Genomic DNA, 21,715 nt, shown 5'->3' on the forward strand with positions numbered 1-21,715 from the left:
TGTAATAAGCTACCACAATATTTTATTTGCTATTTTAGAATATAAAAATCTAAAAAATAATACTTTAACCATTTCATTTATTTATATATTTTTATAAGAACAGTACTTGATATTAAAAATAGTTTCGTTAAAATTCTTTCAAATTATTTAAGCAACCAAGAGTAGTTGACCATGACAAAATATAAATCAACAGTCCTAAACAATATTGTTGATTTATTTTTTAATCCTCCTTATTAGGGGGATTTTTTTTATCTATTATTTTATCAAATTTTGCATAATTGAATCGTAGAGGCACATTATGACCGATAATAAAAAGATGTTATTAACCAGTCGAGATCAGAGTTTAAAAGCATATTTAATGAATAAAATTAAACAAAATGGCGGTTGGGTTAATTCACATATGCATGCCGATCGTGCTTTTACGATCACTGTTGACAGTTTTGATGTTTATCAAAAACAGACTTTAATTGAAAAATGGGATACGTTAGATAAAGTCAAAGCGTCGATGAGTGAAGACGATTATTACCGCCATTTCAGCATGGCTGTTGAGCGAATGATCGAACAAGGGGTCAGTGCCATGGGATCATTTGTCGATATCGACCCTATTGCTGAAGAACGAGCAATCAAAGGCGCACTTAAAGCTCGTGAAACTTATAAAAATGACATTATCATAAAATTAGTCAATCAAACCCTTAAAGGTGTTATTGATAAAGAAGCACGTTATTGGTTTGATAAAGGTGCAGATTTAGTCGATATCATTGGTGGATTACCACGTCGTGATGAACGTGATCATGGTGAAGGAATGGGACTAAAACATCTTGATGTATTGATGCAAACGGGAAAATCATTAGGCAAAATGGTCCATGTTCATGTTGATCAATTTAACTCCTCAGACGAGATTGAAACCGAACAACTCACCGATAAAACTTTGGAACATGGCATGCACGGACGCGTAGTAGCAATTCATAGTATTTCAATTACTGCGCATAGTCTGGAATATCGTCAAAAACTCTATAAAAAAATGAAAGAAGCGAAAATGATGGTCATCGCTTGCCCATTTGCATGGATCGATAGCCCTCGCCGTGAAGAACAAGGTCCTACTCGTAATTCTCTTACTCCTGTTGATGAACTTGCCGCTGCGGGTATTCCTGTTGCGATTGGTACCGATAATGTCAGTGATTATATGTTACCATTTTCAACAGGCAACATGTGGGAAGAGCTTAAACTACTCGTTACAGGATGTCGGTATACCGATTTAGACAATGTAGTAAATGTCGCTACCAAAAACGGACGAATGGTATTAGGACTTGAATAATAATTGAATGAAATACAATAAAATTAGACCAATAAAAAATCCCACAGTTTTTAATCTATTGTGGGATCGTTATATAGCTACTACTATCGATTAATCAAACTTAATATTTTTTATCATTTTATAATGACATCAGCTTCATTTTCATATCTGACAAAATTAACATTATTATTTCTAACTTCTCTTTTTACTTTCTCTTTACATCTATCTGTATCACAATATACATTTAATGCACCATCAGTTTGCTTTTGGAAGGACACTTTAGCATCGGCTTCACTTTCATTACGAACAAATACAATATCTGAACTATAATGTGTCGCATAATTTACAGCATTTTCACATTGTGTATCTGCACAGTATACCTTTGTTTTATATCTATTTGCTATTCTCTTTTGTTCTTTTTCTTGTTGTTCACGAATTAGTCGTTGCTCAAACAAGGCTTGCTCCTTATCCCAATAATCATCTATTAATTTATCGATATCTTTATATTTTTTTATTTTTACGGAATAATAAAGCTTTTTGGCTTGTTCTAATGTTTTTCTTGCATCTTCATAATTATGATAATCAGCATACTCTTTAGCTTTTTGATAAAGATTTTCTATCACTAACATAGTGTATTTATTATTATTAATATCATATAATTTTTGGATATTTCTGGAAGGTTTTAATTCAAGCGCATTATGATATAAATCGACTTTAGCCTTATATCCTTCAATATCTGTCGCTACTATTGAATTAGCCTTGATAACATAGCATTTAAATAGATTTTCATTTATGTCCAAACGACTATATGCATTAAAAAAAAACGTTAATTCATTACTATAAAATTGATTACTTAAGCGATCATGCATTTCCATTAATTTATTATAAGTGGAAATTTTATCTTCGTAATCGTTAGCCGCGCTATCAGCTAAGTCTGCTTCATATTTAACCATCACACGATTAACCAAATTGCGCAAATGCTCAGCATCTTCTTGCTTGAATTTAGCTATACCTTTTTGTTCAATATTGAGTGCTAATATATTAATACTTTGAAGGTAGTTTCCTTCATTATACGCCTCTTCATAAGTGCGTGTATGACTACAACTCGCTAACCAAAACATAAAAAAAACAGCGATGATATTCCTCATAATTCTTCCTTTCATCTGTTAAATATATCCTTGATAAATAGAAAATGATTTACATTATTCTAATTTGTTAGATAAAATTATATGTTTAAAACTCAAAAAAAATATCCATTTATTTTGCATTCAATAATCTCTACTTCAATTCATATTTATAGCGATTTTATTGTTATTCATTGCGATATAAATTTGCCAACAATCGGCTAGCTATTATAAAGACGAGATAGTACCCGCAATTTGGCTCAAATAGCTTTTCAGTTGCGATCGTTGCTGATCTTGTATTTTATTCGCTAAACTTGATTTTGTTTCTAACGTACCTTTAGTTTGATTATGATAGTTATGCGGTACATCACCTGAGTAGATGTAATCAATTTTAGAAGAACTTTGTTCTACATCAAATTGTTGCGAATAAGAAAATGCACCAGAAACATTGATATAAGTTGTGACTCTTAATCTATTTGAATGCGTTATTGTTTTTAGATTAAATTTTTGTTCTTTATAAATTGGTTTTTTTACGGTATTACCTTTATCGTCAGTTACATCTACCATTTTTTCGACAATGGTCTCACTTTTACTTTCGTTATTCACTGTTTCACCGGAATCTGAAAAGTCTTCTTTCTGGGTAATATTAATAATCACATCAGGATTTGAACCATAAAAAGAAATATAATTGCTATTGAGTGCACTGCGAACTTCTGAATCAAAAATAGTGCCTCTGTAATTCACAGTAACAACACCTCTTTGTGCGCATTGCTGAGCTTTATAGCTGGCATCACGAAAAGCACCATAAGGTCGATAAATAGAAGCTGCAGAAGAATAATATTCCGCAGCCTGACGATAAGTCGCATGTCGATTAGCCGTTTTCATCAGTTCTTCGCCTTGTCGATAAAAATTTTCGGCCTCTTGCGTGCGATATTTTTTATCATAATAAGTGAATAGTTTATCGCTATCTTTATATTTACCTAATGGCTGATAAACTTGCGAAGCATTGCTAAAGGCTTCTGCGGCATTTTTATATTGGCCATCTTGTGCCATCTTTTTTCCAAAATCATAAAATTCTTTGGCAGCCACTTGCATATATTTGGTATTGGCATTTTGATATAGGGTTTGAATATTTTTGTAATTATAATGCTCTAACCCCTTTTGATATAAAGTAGCTTTTTGTAGATAACTTTGGCTGTCGGTACCCGTAATTGAATTACCATAATCATAATATTGTTTAGCAATGGTTTGTTCTAACTGCTCAATATTGTATTTATCATTGAAAAAACTCACTGTTTGGCTATAAAAACGATCTCTTAACATCATTTTCATTTTCAGCAAGCTTTGATAAATATCAATGCGAGTCTGATAATCTGTGGCTGCGGTATTAGCTAAACTTGTTTCATAATGTGCTGTAATATTACTAACCAAAGTACGTAGTTTTTCAGCACTATCTTTATCAAATTTACTTTCACCTTTCTCTTCAATACTGGTGGTTAATAAACTGATACTTTCTAAATATTTTCCTTCTTTATATGCATCGTCAGCAGTACGAGTATGACAGGCTGTTAAAAGAAAAATTAAAAAAATTGCTATAGTTAACCGCATCATATTTCCTTTCAAAAATTTTAGTTAAATTATCAATCCATTGCAGATGATAATCGTTTGTTTTTTTTATCACTAATTAACTCAGTATTAATCAGCGTGACTAAGTTTATAAAAAATTTTAGGCGATTTATTAACTTTTTTTGCTATAGTTATGAGCAAAAATCTAAATTAAATTTCATTTTGAAAAGATAAGATAGCGTTGTTGAAAGTATCCTCCCAATAATATTGAATTCATTGAGAGGATAAATTTTATTTGCGAGTTGGCTTTTTCGCTGTCACTTGGCGTGACGATCTTGATAAGTTATTCAGTTTGATGCGTTTAGGCCGAACATTAGACTTACTCGAAGTAGAATTTGCAGTAAAACTTTTTATTTCGGCAGGTAGACCAACAATTTCACGTAAATAATTGACAGCATCAAGGCTTAATTCCATCCATGTGCCACGTGATAATCCTTTAGGTAACGTGATATTACCATAACGAATACGTAACAATCGACTTACCTGAACATCGATAGCTTCCCACATTCTACGTACTTCTCGATTACGACCTTCTGTAATAACGACATTAAACCATTGATTCAGACCGTCACCGCCTTGTGCTTTAATTGACTTGAATGCCGCAGGACCATCTTCTAATTGTACACCTTTGCGCAATTGGCTAATTTGTTGATCAGTCACATTACCAAAAACCCTAACCGCATATTCCCGCTCAATTTCATGTCTTGGATGCATTAGCCGATTGGCAAGTTCACCATCTGTAGTAAATAGTAGTAACCCCGAAGTATTAATATCAAGCCGACCAATATTCACCCATCTAGCATTTTTTAAACGAGGCAAACGTTCAAACACGGTTGCTCTACCTTGAGGATCATTACGAGAGCAAATTTCACCTTCTGGTTTATAGTAGGCAAGCACACGACAAACTTCTTTTTCTTTACTTCTAAGTTGTACTAAATGACCGTTAATACGGATTTTAGGGTTAGCATTTACATCAACACGATCACCCAACGTCGCAATTTTGCCATCAACACTGATTTGACCTGCTGCGATCATAGCTTCAATTTCACGGCGAGAACCATTACCCAAATTAGCTAAGACTTTCTGTAATTTTTCGCTGTTATCGTGTACAGACGATGCTCGCTTTGTCGAAAATGATTTTTGCAGCATTACTGGTTTGTCTGTTGACTTATTGTTTTTTATTTTTCTTTTATCTGCTGTGTTTTCATATTTTGAAACTGCTGATGTGCTATGTTTCATATTGTCCTCACTGTTACCTTCTCAGGTATCACTTATCTATTCAAAACATTATATATATTAAAATAACCTACAAAAAAACGGCTATTCAAATGGCGTAATATCACCACTACCTTGACGAATAATATCAGGATAGTCATGGGTCAAGTCTATAACGGTTGTTGGTTGTTCACTAATATAGCCACCATGTACAATCGCATCAAGTTGATGACCAATTTTATCTTCTATCTCATCGGGATCGGATTGGGCCTGAGCATCATTGGGCAAAATTAATGTAGTTGTCATCAAGGGTTGACCTAATAATTCCAATAAAGTCAGATCTATTTTGTTATCAGGTATACGTAATCCAATCGTTTTACGTTTTTCATTCATTAATCGTCGTGGCACTTCTTTGCTTGCTTGTAAAATAAAAACATAACGACCTGGTGTATTATTTTTTAATAATCTAAATGTAGTATTATCCACAAAAGCGTATGATGAAAGTTCTGAAAGATCACGGCACATTAGCGTAAAATTGTGATGTTTATCTAACTGACGAATTTGACAAATACGATCTACACCATATTTATTATCTAACAAACAACCAAGTGAATAGCCAGAATCGGTCGGAAAAGCTATTACGCCACCATCATTCAATATTTTTACCACTTGCTCTAATAATCGAGTTTGTGGATTATCAGGATGAATATAAAAAGTTTGGCTCATAATGTTGTTTAATCCAATTTTATATTTAACATATCATTTTAGTTTAAATGATCACAATTAATAATTTTAACGATATTAGTCTGAAGTATCTTGTTATCAATTTTTATTTATAACACCCAATTATGCCAGATTGGCGTAACACTGCTTGGTAATGGTGTTGTTTTACCTAAATCAAGATAATTAACCAAATCATGAAAATCCGATCCTTGTGATGCAAGTAATCCAAATTCATTTGCGAGTTTAGCTAATAATTGTAGGTCACTTTGTGTTTGTCGGCTTTGCGAAACTTCCATTGCATCACCGCCAAATTGTTTAAAATCACTAAGCAAAAGTTTTAACTTAGTTAACGTTAAATCATAACGACTAGGGTGCGCAAGTACTGCTTGCCCACCCGCATTATGTATCGCTTTTACCGCTTGTTCAATCGTGCAACATTGCGAAGGCACATAAGCATAACCACTTTTGCCTAAATATTTTTTGAAGGCTCGATTCACATCTTTTACATAACCTTTAGCCACTAAAAAACGAGCAAAATGAGCACGTGAGACAATATCACCTTTAGCATATTCTTGAGCTTGTTCATAAGCATTTTCAATACCTACTTTAGCCAATTTATTACCAATAGCTTTTGCTCTATCTATGCGACCTTGCTCTTGGGTTAATAACAAAGCAGTTAATTGAGGATCTTCAATATCAATATTTAAGCCAACAATATGTATTTCATTATTTTTCCAGGCTGTTGATATTTCAACGCCACAAATTAATTTAACGGGTAATTTTTCATTTTCGATAGTATTTCTGGCTTCGGGTAACCCTTTAACAGTATCATGATCGGTGATTGCCAGCATACTAAGTTTATTATCAACAGCCCTTTTGACTAACTCAGCTGGTTTTAAAAGACCATCCGATGCAGTAGTGTGCGAATGTAAGTCAACGATCATTTTTTTCTCGATAATTATTTTTAAACGTGTAATATACCACACAATTTGTATGACCACTAAAAGGTATATTATGAAAGATCAAATTATGCTTGCTCAGCAAGATACATTAGCTATTATTGAGGAACTTTTAGATGATGGTAGCGATCCTCATGCACTGTATTTGATTGAACATCATATTTCGTCACAGAATTTTGATAATTTAGAAAAGGTTGCAGTAGAAGCTTACAAATTAGGCTATGAAGCAACCGATCCCGATGAAGATGTCGATGATGCGGGTAATTTAGTTATTGGCTTTGATATTATTGCAGAAAGCCCTCTTAATGCCGAACTTATTAACGCACAAATTGCTGAAATAATCACGCTAGCCAATCAATTTAAAGTCAATTATGACGGATGGGGTACCTATTATGAAGATGGTAGTGATGATGATTTTATTGAAGACGAATCTGCTGAGACCCTCCACTAATCATAAAAAATAGTAAACGACATTCTTATCCGCATATTTTACGGATAAGAATATTTACTGCATTAATGTTTATAATTCTTCGATACGACTCTTTCTTTTCTGATTTGGTGAAACACTACGCAAAAGAATTGTATCGTCATGATTAACCGAAACTGGACCTTGATAATGGTGCCACTGCTGTCCTTTATCAATTGAATATTCGATACTTAAACCTGGAAAAACAATATTTGCTATCAATTTACCATTTTCAATTTTTGCTCCAGGGACAGGTAGACGATAATCAACTAAAGCCGCATCTAATTTAGCTAGTTCTCGTTGCCCTAATAAATTGGCAAATTGGTTCCAATCATTAAAAAGTTTTTGCTGATCAACATAATGGCTTTCACCTTGTTGGAATTGGCGATCTTTTTGATAATTTATTTCCCAATCGGCTTTATGCCATGCGCGTTCTGCAACACTGAGTAATCGAGGATAGGCCATATAAGCCATTTTCTCATCTGTGCGAATATTTTCAGTCCAGATTTGTGCTGATAATCCATATGCACCTGGCCAATCCATTGTACCCTTAGCTGCAAAAGTATCACCATTACGATCAAAAGAAGTTTCAGCATTTTGTGGCAAGTTATCTGGCGCAAAACTGAAAATTTTGCGTTCATCATTAAAACGAGCGGCCCAATAATACCCGCTTTCTTTTGGATTAACTTCGTAAGGCATATCTAAATAGACATAATCAGGATTAGACACAATCACTTTATAGCCTTTATTGGCAAATTCATTTACTGAATCATACCCACCCCAATACAAGTTATCCCAAAAATTGACAATCACTTCATCGGTGGCAAAGGAGTTGGCATTGGTGACAAATTTTACACCATCTTGCCAAACTTGCATGCGATTAATCCCATTGTCTTTAATGATTTTACTTACTTCGACGGCAAAATAACTTGGTAAATGTTCAAAATTTTCAACTACGCCAGTATTGACAAAGGTTTGGCAGGCTTGTGATTTTGCCCATGGATGATCTTCAACACTTTGATCGATTAAACCTTTACCAGCCTCTTTTTGAGTGGCATTGATATCTTGGTAACCATTACCGAAATGAATGTTTTTTGCTTCATCACCACCAAAATGCCAGGTTGTAATAGGTTGTTTCGCTTCAACATGCATTTTAGCGATTTCACTAATGACTTTATTAACAAATTTTTTCGAAGAATCCAAACACGGGTTAAGATAACTTTGTCGATTATAAAATTGTACCGTTGTTGTATTTGATGTATCGGTTGGATCAACTAATCGATATTCATTAGCTTGTTGTTCTTGTCCTTCTTCCATTAGGCGTTGATATCTCACTTCCATCGACCTAATAGCGGCTCTAGCATGAGCAGGCATATCAATTTCTGGAATGACTTCAATAAAACGCGCATTGGCGTATTTTACGATCTCAATATAATCTGCTCGAGTAAAGTATCCACTGCCACTATTATTGCTATTTGGCCCCGATCCGAGTTGTGGTAATAAGCATTTTTTCTCACTCAAATCATGACAACGTTTACTACCCAAATTGGTCAGTTCAGGTAAACCTGGAATTTCAATTCGCCACCCCTCATCATCACTCAAATGGAAATGAAATTTATTCATTTTATATTTTGACATCGTATCAAGTAACTGTAATACCGCTTCTTTACTTTTGAAATTTCGACCGGTATCTAACATCATTCCACGATATTCAAATCGCGGGGCATCCTCAGCTGAAAGTACAGGGATAACTTGAGGATTATTGGCATGTAATACGGATAATATCGATTCTACACCATAAAAAATGCCACTTTGGTCAAAAGCTAAAATGGTTGCCCCTTCAGGGGTGATATCTAACTTATAACTCCCTTTTACCCCTTTCTCAAATGCACTTTTATCAATCGAAGCCTTGATGTTAAAGCCTTTATGACTAACAGGGATATTCAATACTTTAAAATGTTCATGTAATACCGATTCGCTCTCTTTTGCTAAACCATTAAGGACTAAATTAACACCATTTTCATTGAGTGCAACCATCTCCTTACCAACAGTAAGTTTCGATGGCGTCGGCAAAATCTGCCCTCTTAACAAGTCGGCATTAATAAGTTGTATATCGTTGTTATGTTGATAACGATTTTCAGGTGTCATTAAAATATTATGATCATTGGGGGATATTTTCCATTGTTCGCCTAAAGGTTCAACAAATGCCGATAGGTTGTCAGAATCGGTATCCGTATTAACAATCACTTTGGGTTCAGCATTTGACGAGGTGACATACCATCTAGGCATCACATCACTTTCACTAATTTGCCAATATTCACCAATGATAGGGATGCTCACAATAGCTTTCTCTGCAATGCCTTTGAATTTGTTAGTCGGTTCAAGCTTGTGCAAATCACCTGTAACATGGGTAATTTTAAATTGATCATTATTGACGGCTAATATCATCCGAATATTATGAAAATAGATTGCCCAATCTTTGTCAGTTATCGCAGGACCCGTGTTCTTAAGTGTTAACGTCACTTTGTTACAAGATGCCCAATCTGCACCCAATGCAGCACAATCTACACCATGATTTACAGCATTATTATCGACTATATGATAATTCAAGCGTAATTGTGAACTCATGGTATCGACAAGTTTCTGAGAAGCGTTAGCCGATTGCGTAGTGCCCATACTGAATAATGATGCTATCGATGTAGCAATAATAGCTGATTTAAATTTTATCATGACAATTACCTATTTTTGTTTAGCATTGAAAATGGTGAAAGGGAGAGTAACAATAAACTTGATATCGTGTTCATCTTGGAAGATATTACCGTATCCGCGCTTCCAGCTTGGGATATTAGTGTGATTGTTATAGTTGGTATAATGAAGTTGTAAAGACGTATCTTTTATCCAACCATTTTGTACGGTATAACCTAAATCAAAATTGTAAGCTGATTCAATTAAACGTTTCTTCTGATTATACTGTTTGTTTGTGCTAGGTTTCGCATCCCAACCATAAGCATAAGACGCACCTGCTTTCCAACCGATTAAGTAATTTGATAGATCGCCTAAATCATAAGTGACTTCAGTAAATATCGCCTTCTCACCATTGGCATTAAAGTCAGAACGTGAATTCCACCACACATCTAATCGACCATTTGAAGAAGCATAATCCGGCGTCATTCGCTGTAAAAAGAAGCCCTGTTCTCCTTTCGCTTTAACAACCACACCTTCAAGTCGTAGACCAACCGGCCCCATTTGATAACCTAAAGTAGCTGCTTGCAACCACGCCAAACCATCATAAACGTTTTTTCCTTTATGAGATTGATCTTTAGCACCATAAAATTGATAACTCATGGTAAGTGGATTATTAAATATATCGGTTTTATATGAGGTTTTACCAAAAAATTGGTTCATATAATTTTGCGCTTGACCAAAAGCTGTTTCTAGCACTAAATCATTTTTAAAGTCATATTTCAAACCAGCAGAATGGAGGTAATCAATTTTTTTTCCTTTGCCCCATTGTTTAAATTCATAAAGTCGTTTATACCAAGGCGCTTTGTATTTATCGGTCCACATATACGACATAGATAAAGCACCGGCATCATCGAAATCAAGCGAAGTACCAAACTCCACACCTCGATAAGTACCGGGTAATAAACTCCAGTGTGGCGCCAATAATGTTTGACCTGAAGGTTGAATATACCCTGCTCTAAGCCAAAATTTGTCGTCGAGTTTAAAATTTACTAACGCTTTATAAAAACTCAGCCCACTGACATCTTTCTTCCAATCCTCATCCCATCGGGTATTGGCACCACTAAAACCAATTTCATTAGGGTGTCCATTGCCACCGTTACTGACTTCCCAAGCACCATAACCACCTAACTCAATTGCAAATCGATCAGCCATATAACCCGATTTAAAATCTAAATTTGTGTTAAAAGATGAGTGCCTAAGATTTTTTTCATATTTATGTTCTTCAATATTTTTTCTTTCTCGATCACGATTCCAAAAAAATACATTCCCTGTGAGCGATGAATCATCAACAAAGTTATTTTCATAAACGGCATATACAGGATTAATAATGTAACAAAAAGAAAAGAATAAAATATATTTTGTTAGAAGATGAAAACGGGATGGTATCATTGCAAGCATATTTAGATTCATGTTTGTTTCCCTAAAATTATTTTATTTATACAACAATTCACAGCTCCACTTTAAAAATTTTTCTGCAAAGTTAAATCGCTAACTTATTTTATGTAAATGACAATTAATGCCTATTTTGGCAAGCGGTTTATATCAGATAACAGATAAATAAGCATTTTTATAATGCATAAACATATTTTAGTTCGCAAATTAAATGATCTTAAATCGTGATCAAAATCACCAAAAAATAGAAATTAATACTATTTTTATTGAATAAAAGCCGACTTTTTTCATATAAAAAAATAATTATTCAATCAGTCTTCAAAAACTAAATAGTAATGTGATAGGTAAGATAATAAATTAAATATATTGAATTATTATCAATATGAGCAATATTTAGAAAGTATCGAACAAAAAAAGAGAAATGATTAACATTTCTCTTTTTTTGATTTGCAGGTAATAACAGATTTTTTATCAGTATTAGTTTTCCGTATCGATTTCTTCAAAACTTTTTACTAACTCATCAATTGCTTTCATCTGTTTTAAGAATGGTTCTAGTTTTGCTAATGGTAACGCTGATGGACCATCACATTTTGCATGACTAGGATCTGGATGAGATTCTAAAAATAACCCAGCAATACCTACAGCCATACCTGAACGAGCAAGCTCAGTCACTTGCCCCCGTCGACCGCCAGACGCTGCGCCCATTGGATCTCGACATTGTAAAGCATGGGTGACATCAAAAATAACAGGTGAACCATGACTGGCTTTTTTCATAATATTAAAACCCAGCATGTCGACAACTAAATTATCATAACCAAAACAGCTACCACGATCACAAAGAATAATTTGATCGTTACCGGCTTCTTCAAACTTTTCGACAATATTCCCCATTTGGCCTGGGCTTACAAATTGTGGTTTTTTAACATTAATCACCGCACCAGTTTTTGCCATAGCAACAACCAGATCTGTTTGTCTTGCTAAAAATGCAGGCAACTGAATTACATCAACCACATCAGCAACTGGCTGACATTGCGCTTCGGTGTGCACATCGGTAATCACTTTTATACCAAATTGTTTTTTTAATTCTTCAAAAATTTTCAAACCTTCTTCCAAACCTGGTCCACGATAAGAGTGTACTGAAGAACGATTTGCTTTATCAAAAGAAGCTTTGAAAATATAAGGGATTTTCAATTTATTTGTCACGGTAACATAATGTTCACAGATTTTCATGGCTAAATCACGTGATTCAAGGACATTCATACCACCAAATAATACAAATGGTAAATCATTAGCGACAGTAATATCACCAACTTTAACTCTTTTTTGTTGCTTCATAAAATATTCCTAGTTAAGGTTTGAACCATCGGCCAAGCGTAACTCTATCGTTACCACTATAGTCAGCGACGGTTTCGACTAATTGAAATCCATGTTGTTTGAAAATTGTCTGAACGGCCAAACCTTGTTTCCAGCCGTGTTCAATCAGCAACCAACCATATTGATGAAGGTGTTTAGTTGCACCTTGTACAATTAATTTAATATCTGCCAGCCCCTCATCTTCCGAAACCAGTGCTGTTCTTGGTTCATATCGCACATCACCATGTGACAAATGTATATCGGTTGGTTCGATGTAAGGCGGATTACTGGTAATCATTGAAAATTTACGATTCTTAATCGGCTTATACCAATCACCTTGTAAAAAATAAACGTTATTAACCCCAATTTGATTAGCATTTTCTTGAGCTAAAATTAATGCATCTTTATTTTTTTCTACTGCGGTAAATAAACAATCAGGGCGCTCTGTTGCCATCGCAATAGCAATAGCACCTGTACCTGTACCCAAGTCCAGAACTTCGCAAGGTATTTTAGATAAATACTCCAAACCTAATTCAACTAGTTTTTCAGTGTCGGGTCTTGGAATCAATGTGGCATTTGAGACATGAAACTTTAAAGACCAAAATTCCTTTTCACCCGTGATATAGGCAATCGGTTCGCCAGCTTGACGTCTTTTAAGATATCCATCTAAGGCAATAAGCTCATCATCATTAAGTAATGTTTCGCTAAATGCCATTAAAAATGTGCGCGTTTTATGTGTAACAAAGCTTAATAAAATTTCAGCATCACGTTTAGGGCTCTCACTTTCAGTGAGCGTTTGTGATGCTGATTTTAACCATTCTAAATAAGTCATTCATCCTGTTCCGATAATGCCGCAAGCTGATCTGCTTGATACTCTTGAACGATTGGATCAATTAACATCTCTAATTTACCTTCCATCACTTCATCTAAGCGATAAATAGTCAGGTTAATACGGTGATCAGTAACTCGACCCTGTGGGTAATTATACGTTCTAATTCTATCAGAACGGTCACCCGAACCTAATAAATTACGTCTGGTTGAAGCCTCTTCTTGTTGTCGTTTACGCGTTTCAGCATCTTGAATACGTGCAGCTAATACAGACATCGCCTTAGCTTTATTTTTATGTTGTGAACGCTCATCTTGACACTCAACGACAATACCGGTTGGAATATGGGTAATACGAATAGCTGAATCAGTGGTATTAACGTGCTGACCACCAGCACCTGACGAACGATAAGTATCGATTTTTAAGTCAGCTGGGTTAATTTCTGGCATTTCCGCTTCTGGAATTTCAGGTAATACTGCAACCGTACACGCTGAAGTATGAATTCGACCTTGAGATTCGGTTTCTGGTACACGTTGAACACGATGGCCTCCTGATTCAAATTTCAAATTACCATATACACCATCACCACTAACAAGCATAATCACTTCTTTATAACCACCATGTTCACCGTCGTTCGAGCTCATGATTTCAACTCGCCAATTTTTTGATTCAGCATAGCGAGTATACATTCTTGCCAAATCCCCAGCAAAAATGGCCGCTTCATCACCTCCAGTCCCTGCTCTAACTTCCACAAAGCAGTTGTAATCATCATTAGGGTCTTTAGGTAATAATAAAACTTGTAATTGTCTTTCTTGTTCTTCAACTTGACTTAATGCCTCATCGAGTTCTTCTTGAGCCATTTCACTCATTTCAGGATCTGATAACATCATTTTAGCAGTTTCAATGTTTTCTTGTGTTTGTTTCCAACGAGTAAAACACTTAACCACACCAGATAATTGAGAGTATTCTTTAGAAAGCGTACGAAAACGATTTTGATCGGCAATGACCGAAGCATCAGATAATAATGCTTGAACTTCTTCATAGCGCTCTTGCAGGGTTTCTAACTTGCTGATAATTGAAGATTTCATAAAAAGTATAATTTTAACGATAAATAATTAAATTTGCTGGGCATTATATACTTAATTGTATGCAAAATACAGTTTCAGCTTGCTGTCTGCTTAGTTAAATAACCTTGATAAAAAACCGAAAAAATTAATCCATAAAAAATCAATCTACTAAAAATGTTGCACATGTCACATAAATCGCTTTTTCAAGTTTTAAAAAATTGAATCACCTCATAACATATAAATGTAAACGTTATCATTTATTTTTCAATCATTAAAAATAACAACAAATAAATCATATAAAAATTAAATGTTACCGCATACATAAACCAATTTTAAACCATTTAAGGAGTCGCTATCATGAAAAAATTCTTCGCATTAAGTTTATTGGGACTAAGTTCTATCGCCAATGCTGCAATTCAATGGGATACACCACAAGGACAATTAAAATTGTATGGTGATGTTGAATTCAATACCGATGCTGCAAGCAGCAAACAACAACTAAGCTCATTAAAACAGACCGCTGATAAGAAAAACCAACCTGCCGACAAAGATCGCTGGGATATCAATGGGCGAATTTTGATTGGTCTAGATGGTTATCGAGAAATCAACCATTCTAATTATGCTGGTTTTACAGTACAACCTCTTGCTGATTTAAGTGGTGATATGAACCTTGATGATGCAGCTTTTTACTTTGGTCAAAAAGAGGAGTGGAATATTAAGATTGGCCGTTACGAAGCTTATGACATGTTTCCACTGGGTCAAGACACATTTATCGAATATTCAGGCAATACCGCCAATGATCTTTATGAAGACGGTTTTGGATATATTTATATGATGAAAGAAGGTCGAGGCAGAAGCAAAAATGGTGGCAGTATTCAATTAAATAAACCCTTCTTAAATAATTTTAATTTCGAATTAAATGGATTAATTAACAATGGTGAAAAGATGTTCAACAAATCAACTTATCATGGCTATAACATCGACAAAAAGAAAAATGTTGCGTATGTTCGCCCTGTTTTATCTTGGAAAAATGATAGTGTATCAACAGCAATAGCCGCCGAAACCAATGTTGTTAAAAATGCTTATGGTTACTATGACAATGATGAAAAATTTCGTGATCAATCTAGTAGAACAGGATATGGCGCAACATTATCATGGAATAGCGAAGGTGACTGGAATGCATCAAATAAAGGACTTAAAATCAATACTAGTTTTGCATATATGAATGCCAAAGATGAAAAAGATATGACTATAGGTACCAATCTAGTTTGGGAACAAATTGGATTTGGGTACATTTTTGCCAATAATGATATTAAAAAATTTAACCCAGAAAATCGTATCAAAGACGGTCATATCAATAATAAAGGAAAATATAAAATCCATACAGTCAATGCTTCTTATTTAATTAATAACGTATTAGAAATGGACAACTTTAATATTTATTTAGGCACCTATTACTCACTATTGGATAGAAGTAAATCTCATGGTGATAATACCGATGACCGCTATGGCGCACGTGTTAGATTCAAATACTTCTATTAATTAGTAATAAAAGCCAGTTCAGTTATTTAATTTACTGGCTTATATTTATCAGTTTGCAAGTTTTTGTATCAAGTGTATAGTTAGCCACTATTACTTAATGGTATCAACACCAATTATTTATGCTAATGGTAAAAACGATGAAACAAACAGTATGGAAACTCGAAAATGCGATTAAAAATTTTGATTGGGGTAGCCTTGATCAGATAACAAAAGTGTTGGGAATCAGCAATTCTACCCAAAAACCAATTGCAGAAATTTGGATGGGTGCACACCCAATGGGATGTTCACAGGCCATCTATAGTGATAATCATAAAGTAAAACTTGATAAATTGATCAATAATAATCCGCAAGCTATTTTAGGCGAGGATACATACAAAAAATTTGCTGGCTTACCTTATCTTTTTAAAATTCTTTCCGCAAATAAAGCCTTATCAATCCAAGTTCATCCAACAAAAACCGCAGCTGAATGTGGTTTTGAAAAAGAAAATGAACTTGGTATTGCCTTAGATGATCCTAAACGTAATTATAAAGATCCAAATCATAAACCAGAATTAATTTACGCCTTAACCCCCTTTAAAGCGATGCGATCATTTCGCCCTATTTCTGAAATTCTAAATTTATTTGATCAAATAAGTGTTACAACCTTGAGCAAGGAAATTGCACAATTACAAAATAATCCGAATGAACAACAATTAAAACTGTTTTTTCAAACATTGCTAACACTATCGTCAGAAAGAAAACATCATGCTATTAAGCAATTATTAACTAATATTGCATCATTTTATAATGAACCCTATGCAACCATTAAAGATCTTGCTAACGATTACCCGAATGATATCGGTATATTTATGCCATTAATTTTAAATGTTATTGAACTACAACCCGGGCAAGCTATGTTTTTAGACGCACAAACACCTCATGCTTATATCAAAGGAACAGGGCTTGAAGTAATGGCAAACTCAGATAATGTACTTAGAGCAGGCTTAACCCATAAATATATTGATATTGAACAATTAATTCAAAATACAAATTTTGATAGTCTTACTTTGAATAACCTATTGATAAAACCAATAATCAATGCTAATAAAATATCTTTCCCAGTTCCAGTTGACGATTTTAATTTCGAAATTATATACAGTAATGATCAACAACAAGAACAAAAGGTAACTAGCGCACAAATAGTATTATGCCTTGAAGGAAAGATTTGCTTGACCACAGAATTTGAATCAGTAGTCCTTAGCAAAGGAGAATCAGCTTTTATTGCTTATCAAGCTAAAGAGTATTGTTATACAGAAGAAGGGATTTTAGCTAAAGTATCTAATTAGTATAAAAATTTGCCTTAATTACAGATAATCAATCCATCTTTATCCATTGCTAATTTGGTGGTAATCGAGTCTTTATGACTGTTTTAATACGCCGTTAGAACATCTAGTCCTTCCGTACCGCCACTTATCAATACATGGGGCACCTTAAAATCCGCTTTGTTTTCTATATCACTAAAACTGATAGTGCCGGTATCTAACCGGTTTTTTGATTTATCCGCAGTGGAGGCTAGGTGGTTTTATACCATCGGCTACGTGCCGTAAGGCATAAAACCTAACCCCAGACCACAGCTGATTATTAAAGGCAGGTGGCAGGATAGGATGCTCTGTTATCATTAAGATTGCACAGGACAAGCTAATTATTGAACTTGCAATGTAGCTCTAAAAAATAATAGCTAAGCTCACCGTCGGTTAGGTGAGGGCTTATTACCATTTACTTTTTACTGATAACATATCTATCATTATCTAGTTCATCTGAATCTAAAATAACAGATTTTTTCGAGCCATCAGGTGAAATTATTATCCATGTAAGAGGATTAGGACTATCGTCAGATATCAATCCTTTCATGCGTAATATATTACATAATTTCTTAGAAAGAAGAGTTGAATTATGTTCTAACGTGCTATCTCGAATATAAATAGAACAGTTTAATAAAAAGTCACCTCCATCATATTGATTTATTATTGCCCAGATTTTTATATCTCCAATAAATGGAGTCGAATTATAATCTTCATCAACTACAATGTTGTCACTTTGTATATTGAATATTATTGCCAAAGCTTTCTGTAGTTCATCTTTACTAATTACTTTTTCTAATACGATATCAAATCCACTCATTTTTGATTCCTTTTCCAAACATTTAGAGCAGCTTGTTTTGATTGAGGGGAAAGCCCCATTTTATTTAATATTTCATCTGCTTTTGATGTATTACCGAACTTTTTATAAATTCCAAGAGCATCAAAGGAACCTCGATCTAATGTAGTAAATCCATTTCCAGATATAGGTGCTAAGGTACCATTGACTTCTCTTTCATATGTTCTGCCATTAACAGTTATTTTGTTTCCTTTGATTATTCCTTGTCCATTTTTGATGGCCTTTATATCTGCATTGACGTCAACTGATGAATCAATAACTGTATTTTTATCTTTCTTTGTTGTTCCTTGTTTTATTTTATCAAAGTAATGGCGACTATTAGGAGGATTGATTTCAGATATCCATTCAGGCAAATTTTGTCCAGTCCCCTTTCCAGCATTAATTTCTTGTTCTTTTTTTACATGTTCACCAAAATTACTACTTTCATTAGCTTTCTGATTGGTGTCCTGATTATCCAGTATTTTATCCTTAGTCTCTTTATAATTTCCACCACCTTGTTCAACATTGCCTTTTCCGTGTTGTAGCTCTAAATCTGTTTTGTCTAATGGTTTGTTGGCATCAGTCTCTTTTCCGGTAACATTTTTACCTTTGCTTGCATTGTCTGTCACTTTTCCATAAACAGTCAATGTTGCTAGTCTTAGTGCATCATCAACACTCAGACCGCCATTACGAACCTGATGAACAATTTCATTAATATCAGGACCAGAGCCAAAAGCACCTAATATGTTATCTTTTAAAAATCTTTCTTGGATTTGTGATTCAGATAATCCTTCAGCTCGCCATTGTTTTAATAAAATTAATCCTCTTACTCCTGATAAATAAGGGTTAGATATAATGTTTGACGGTATCCAATCGCTTCCGGAAGCATCATAAATATCCCAATCCATAAAGCGGTGATTTTTGGCATTATCGGTTTGACCTTCTTGAATTCCTTCAAGCATCGAACTTGTATAAGATGAGACTAACTGGAAATATTCATCGGTAGATAAATTGCCTGATTGATATAATTCATAAAGAAGTCCTGGAAGGAATGATTATCAAATACCGGCAAGGCGCTGGTACTCAGCAAGGCTGGCTAAAAAGAGGATGAATAGATAATAAAACAAACAGTAACATCAATCAGCGCAGGCTAACAGTGTTGACGCACCGCTAACCTGCTAACCACAATCCACTAAGCGGTTTTATACCGTGAGTTACATGCCACAAGGCACAAAACCCAACCCCAAACCACAACTAACAATTAAAGGCAGGTGGCTGGAGCAGATAGGCTTTTATGTAGGCAGCCCTGTTATCATTCAGATTGAACAGGCAAGTTAATTATTGAACTTGCGATGCAGATCTAAAAATAGGTAAGAAGAGCCCCACTGGTTAAGGCGGGGATTCATTAATTTTATAATTCATGATTTATAAATAACTAGATGCAAATTATTTACCACTATAAATTCCGTAAAATGGATAGCATATGTAATAACCAATCTTTACATGATGGCCACTCATTCAGATAATAATAATTACAGTCAATATCATCTAATATAATTCTTTGTAATTCCTTTTCATTATATGAAGATTCGATCAACGATTGAATTTCTTTTATCATTTCGTGTTGTTCTTCATTAGTTTCTGTCTTTTTATAGGACAACAAAGCTTCTTTAGCCCCCCCAAAGATTTCTTCAAAATCTTGATTCAAATAACATCTCAAATAATAAGATAATGCAGGATATTTTTCTGTTGCAATCATGGTGTTGGGTACCCCGTAATAATTCTATAACCAGTAGGCATTGAAGGATCTCTAGCTATAATAATTCTAGCGTTTGATACCTGAGTTGCACTAGTTTGACCTTTTGAAACACTAATACCTATTGTCGATGATGATTTATAGTCGATCTCTAAATAGCCTTTTTGGCTTCCTGATAAATAGTCATTTATCTTAGATTGATTTGCATCAATCGCTTTGCTTGTAATAGCTTCAGCTGTCGCTCTGTCTGTAAATGAGGATGCTGTTTTTACATTTCCTGTAGACACTCTATTCAATAACTCCGCTTCTGTTTTTCCAACATGTCTGGCAATTAGATCCCCCCCGGCTGCTTCATGAGCAGCTAGTCCTCCACCAGGAACAATTGGACTGTGTGCACCATTCCCCTTTCCAGCGTTAATCTCTTGTTCTTTTTTTACATGTTCACCAAAATTACTACTTTCATTAGCTTTCTGATTAGTGTCCTGATTATCTAGTATTTTATCCTTATTCTCTTTATAATTTCCACCACCTTGTTCAACATTGCCTTTTCCGTGTTGTAGCTCTAAATCTGTTTTGTCTAATGGTTTGTTGGCATCAGTCTCTTTTCCGGTAACATTTTTACCTTTGCTTGCATTGTCTGTCACTTTTCCATAAACAGTCAATGTTGCTAGTCTTAGTGCATCATCAACACTCAAACCGCCATTACGAACCTGATGAACAATTTCATTAATATCAGGACCAGAGCCAAAAGCACCTAATATGTTATCTTTTAAAAATCTTTCTTGGATTTGTGATTCAGATAATCCTTCAGCTCGCCATTGTTTTAATAAAATTAATCCTCTTACTCCTGATAAATAAGGGTTAGATATAATGTTTGACGGTATCCAATCGCTTCCGGAAGCATCATAAATATCCCAATCCATAAAGCGGTGATTTTTGGCATTATCGGTTTGACCTTCTTGAATTCCTTCAAGCATCGAACTTGCATAAGATGAGACTAACTGGAAATATTCATCGGCAGATAAATTGCCTGATTGGTATAATTCATATAGTTTTTTACCTGCTTCTTGTTCTTTCTGTATATATTCATTATAAACATCCTTTCTACACTCATCTGTTTTACATTCATTATATTTTTCTTCTAATTTATCAACTTCATCCACACCTACAATATTTTTGATTTTTTCATGAAGTTTCTTCCCGTCTTTATCAAGTTTTTCAACCCCACGTTTGTTACTCAATAGATTATTCTCAACCGCATTTTTACCACCAGCAATAGCGGTATTAATATCCTGAGCATCACCACCTAATGCGGCAATAGCCAGTCCGGTGGCCAGTTGGGCGAGTGCGCTGACTTGTTGTTTTTCATCCTGAGTTAATTCATCTATACTTTTATTCGGATAAAGAATACTGGCAATGACTTCTGCGCCTCGCTCACTGACCGCTGCACCA

Annotated in this window: 19 protein-coding genes; 5 read left to right on the forward strand and 14 right to left on the reverse strand. The window is 34.5% G+C overall.

Annotated features, from left to right (window positions below; genetic code table 11):
- Window positions 1-298 precede the first annotated feature (298 nt).
- Window positions 299-1,315: an amidohydrolase family protein gene (locus tag A9G03_RS00080; protein ID WP_218056924.1), complete on the forward strand. Its 1,017-nt coding sequence runs from the start codon at window positions 299-301 to the stop codon at window positions 1,313-1,315.
- A gap of 113 nt (window positions 1,316-1,428) precedes the next feature.
- Here the strand turns inward: A9G03_RS00080 and A9G03_RS00085 are convergent, their stop codons facing one another.
- The 5 genes from A9G03_RS00085 to rnm form a co-directional block, all read right to left on the reverse strand.
- Window positions 1,429-2,457 (reverse strand): hypothetical protein, encoded by a 1,029-nt coding sequence (locus A9G03_RS00085; protein WP_143425794.1) that lies wholly within the window; start codon window positions 2,455-2,457, stop codon window positions 1,429-1,431.
- A 189-nt stretch (window positions 2,458-2,646) separates the two neighbouring features.
- Entirely contained in the window at window positions 2,647-4,029 is a 1,383-nt protein-coding gene (locus tag A9G03_RS00090) for a hypothetical protein (RefSeq protein WP_179854723.1), read from the reverse strand.
- Window positions 4,030-4,275: 246 nt separating this feature from the next.
- The gene (gene rluB, locus A9G03_RS00095; RefSeq protein WP_065635159.1) at window positions 4,276-5,193 is read right to left on the reverse strand and encodes a 23S rRNA pseudouridine(2605) synthase RluB; all 918 of its coding nucleotides are present in this window, start codon (window positions 5,191-5,193) and stop codon (window positions 4,276-4,278) included.
- Between the two features lie 171 nt (window positions 5,194-5,364).
- A complete protein-coding gene (locus A9G03_RS00100; protein ID WP_065635135.1) occupies window positions 5,365-5,985 on the reverse strand; it encodes an L-threonylcarbamoyladenylate synthase in 621 nt (206 codons plus the stop codon).
- Window positions 5,986-6,092: 107 nt separating this feature from the next.
- The gene (gene rnm / locus A9G03_RS00105; protein ID WP_065635136.1) at window positions 6,093-6,926 is read right to left on the reverse strand and encodes an RNase RNM; all 834 of its coding nucleotides are present in this window, start codon (window positions 6,924-6,926) and stop codon (window positions 6,093-6,095) included.
- 70 nt (window positions 6,927-6,996) lie between these two features.
- Between rnm and rraB the strand changes: the two genes are divergently transcribed.
- Window positions 6,997-7,392 (forward strand): ribonuclease E inhibitor RraB, encoded by a 396-nt coding sequence (rraB, locus tag A9G03_RS00110; RefSeq protein WP_065635137.1) that lies wholly within the window; start codon window positions 6,997-6,999, stop codon window positions 7,390-7,392.
- Between the two features lie 69 nt (window positions 7,393-7,461).
- On the opposite strand, the gene A9G03_RS00115 is transcribed toward rraB, so the two are convergent.
- The 5 genes from A9G03_RS00115 to prfA all read right to left on the reverse strand — a co-directional run bounded on the left by A9G03_RS00115 (window position 7,462) and on the right by prfA (window position 14,811).
- On the reverse strand, window positions 7,462-10,137 hold the full coding sequence (locus tag A9G03_RS00115; protein WP_065798067.1) for a beta-N-acetylhexosaminidase: 2,676 nt from the start codon (window positions 10,135-10,137) through the stop codon (window positions 7,462-7,464).
- A gap of 9 nt (window positions 10,138-10,146) precedes the next feature.
- A complete protein-coding gene (locus tag A9G03_RS00120; RefSeq protein ID WP_218837043.1) occupies window positions 10,147-11,562 on the reverse strand; it encodes an OprD family outer membrane porin in 1,416 nt (471 codons plus the stop codon).
- Window positions 11,563-12,021: 459 nt separating this feature from the next.
- Window positions 12,022-12,879, reverse strand: a complete 858-nt coding sequence (kdsA, locus tag A9G03_RS00125) for a 3-deoxy-8-phosphooctulonate synthase (protein WP_065635139.1) — start codon at window positions 12,877-12,879, stop codon at window positions 12,022-12,024.
- Window positions 12,880-12,892: 13 nt separating this feature from the next.
- Window positions 12,893-13,729 carry a peptide chain release factor N(5)-glutamine methyltransferase gene (prmC, locus tag A9G03_RS00130; RefSeq protein WP_065798068.1) on the reverse strand — a complete coding sequence of 279 codons (837 nt, stop codon included), beginning with the start codon at window positions 13,727-13,729 and terminating at the stop codon, window positions 12,893-12,895.
- On the reverse strand, window positions 13,726-14,811 hold the full coding sequence (gene prfA, locus A9G03_RS00135; protein ID WP_065798069.1) for a peptide chain release factor 1: 1,086 nt from the start codon (window positions 14,809-14,811) through the stop codon (window positions 13,726-13,728). The genes prmC and prfA overlap by 4 nt, the downstream gene beginning before the upstream one ends.
- Window positions 14,812-15,147: 336 nt before the next feature.
- On the opposite strand from prfA, the gene A9G03_RS00140 reads away from it, so the two are divergent.
- A complete protein-coding gene (locus tag A9G03_RS00140) occupies window positions 15,148-16,332 on the forward strand; it encodes a carbohydrate porin (RefSeq protein WP_065798070.1) in 1,185 nt (394 codons plus the stop codon).
- 137 nt (window positions 16,333-16,469) lie between these two features.
- Window positions 16,470-17,657 carry a mannose-6-phosphate isomerase, class I gene (gene manA, locus A9G03_RS00145; RefSeq protein ID WP_065798071.1) on the forward strand — a complete coding sequence of 396 codons (1,188 nt, stop codon included), beginning with the start codon at window positions 16,470-16,472 and terminating at the stop codon, window positions 17,655-17,657.
- Between the two features lie 430 nt (window positions 17,658-18,087).
- Here the strand turns inward: manA and A9G03_RS00150 are convergent, their stop codons facing one another.
- Window positions 18,088-18,492 (reverse strand): hypothetical protein, encoded by a 405-nt coding sequence (locus A9G03_RS00150; protein WP_065798072.1) that lies wholly within the window; start codon window positions 18,490-18,492, stop codon window positions 18,088-18,090.
- Entirely contained in the window at window positions 18,489-19,469 is a 981-nt protein-coding gene (locus tag A9G03_RS12260; protein ID WP_082209347.1) for a hypothetical protein, read from the reverse strand. The genes A9G03_RS00150 and A9G03_RS12260 overlap by 4 nt, the downstream gene beginning before the upstream one ends.
- A gap of 256 nt (window positions 19,470-19,725) precedes the next feature.
- On the opposite strand from A9G03_RS12260, the gene A9G03_RS12780 reads away from it, so the two are divergent.
- A complete protein-coding gene (locus A9G03_RS12780) occupies window positions 19,726-19,845 on the forward strand; it encodes a SymE family type I addiction module toxin (protein ID WP_082209349.1) in 120 nt (39 codons plus the stop codon).
- A gap of 118 nt (window positions 19,846-19,963) precedes the next feature.
- On the opposite strand, the gene A9G03_RS00160 is transcribed toward A9G03_RS12780, so the two are convergent.
- On the reverse strand, window positions 19,964-20,266 hold the full coding sequence (locus A9G03_RS00160; RefSeq protein WP_179854724.1) for a contact-dependent growth inhibition system immunity protein: 303 nt from the start codon (window positions 20,264-20,266) through the stop codon (window positions 19,964-19,966).
- Window positions 20,263-21,715: RNase A-like domain-containing protein (locus A9G03_RS00165; protein ID WP_179854725.1), on the reverse strand; the 1,453-nt coding region annotated here is incomplete at its 5' end. The genes A9G03_RS00165 and A9G03_RS00160, both read right to left, overlap by 4 nt.

The sequence above is a fragment of the Gilliamella sp. wkB171 genome (genome assembly GCF_001693755.1).
GTDB classification, from domain to species: Bacteria; Pseudomonadota; Gammaproteobacteria; order Enterobacterales; family Orbaceae; genus Gilliamella; species Gilliamella apicola_F.

What these genes read in the sequence shown, in the direction of transcription:
- A9G03_RS00080 (WP_218056924.1), top strand. Translation starts at nt 299, where the DNA reads ATGACCGATAATAAAAAGATGTTATTAACCAGTCGAGATCAGAGTTTA.
- A9G03_RS00100 (WP_065635135.1), bottom strand. Translation starts at nt 5,985, where the DNA reads ATGAGCCAAACTTTTTATATTCATCCTGATAATCCACAAACTCGATTA.
- kdsA (WP_065635139.1), bottom strand. Translation starts at nt 12,879, where the DNA reads ATGAAGCAACAAAAAAGAGTTAAAGTTGGTGATATTACTGTCGCTAAT.
- A9G03_RS00140 (WP_065798070.1), top strand. Translation starts at nt 15,148, where the DNA reads ATGAAAAAATTCTTCGCATTAAGTTTATTGGGACTAAGTTCTATCGCC.
- A9G03_RS00090 (WP_179854723.1), bottom strand. Translation starts at nt 4,029, where the DNA reads ATGATGCGGTTAACTATAGCAATTTTTTTAATTTTTCTTTTAACAGCC.
- A9G03_RS00120 (WP_218837043.1), bottom strand. Translation starts at nt 11,562, where the DNA reads ATGAATCTAAATATGCTTGCAATGATACCATCCCGTTTTCATCTTCTA.
- A9G03_RS12260 (WP_082209347.1), bottom strand. Translation starts at nt 19,469, where the DNA reads ATGCTTGAAGGAATTCAAGAAGGTCAAACCGATAATGCCAAAAATCAC.
- rraB (WP_065635137.1), top strand. Translation starts at nt 6,997, where the DNA reads ATGAAAGATCAAATTATGCTTGCTCAGCAAGATACATTAGCTATTATT.
- A9G03_RS00150 (WP_065798072.1), bottom strand. Translation starts at nt 18,492, where the DNA reads ATGAGTGGATTTGATATCGTATTAGAAAAAGTAATTAGTAAAGATGAA.
- rnm (WP_065635136.1), bottom strand. Translation starts at nt 6,926, where the DNA reads ATGATCGTTGACTTACATTCGCACACTACTGCATCGGATGGTCTTTTA.
- rluB (WP_065635159.1), bottom strand. Translation starts at nt 5,193, where the DNA reads ATGCTGCAAAAATCATTTTCGACAAAGCGAGCATCGTCTGTACACGAT.
- A9G03_RS00085 (WP_143425794.1), bottom strand. Translation starts at nt 2,457, where the DNA reads ATGAAAGGAAGAATTATGAGGAATATCATCGCTGTTTTTTTTATGTTT.
- A9G03_RS12780 (WP_082209349.1), top strand. Translation starts at nt 19,726, where the DNA reads ATGCCACAAGGCACAAAACCCAACCCCAAACCACAACTAACAATTAAA.
- prmC (WP_065798068.1), bottom strand. Translation starts at nt 13,729, where the DNA reads ATGACTTATTTAGAATGGTTAAAATCAGCATCACAAACGCTCACTGAA.
- manA (WP_065798071.1), top strand. Translation starts at nt 16,470, where the DNA reads ATGAAACAAACAGTATGGAAACTCGAAAATGCGATTAAAAATTTTGAT.
- A9G03_RS00160 (WP_179854724.1), bottom strand. Translation starts at nt 20,266, where the DNA reads ATGATTGCAACAGAAAAATATCCTGCATTATCTTATTATTTGAGATGT.
- A9G03_RS00115 (WP_065798067.1), bottom strand. Translation starts at nt 10,137, where the DNA reads ATGATAAAATTTAAATCAGCTATTATTGCTACATCGATAGCATCATTA.
- prfA (WP_065798069.1), bottom strand. Translation starts at nt 14,811, where the DNA reads ATGAAATCTTCAATTATCAGCAAGTTAGAAACCCTGCAAGAGCGCTAT.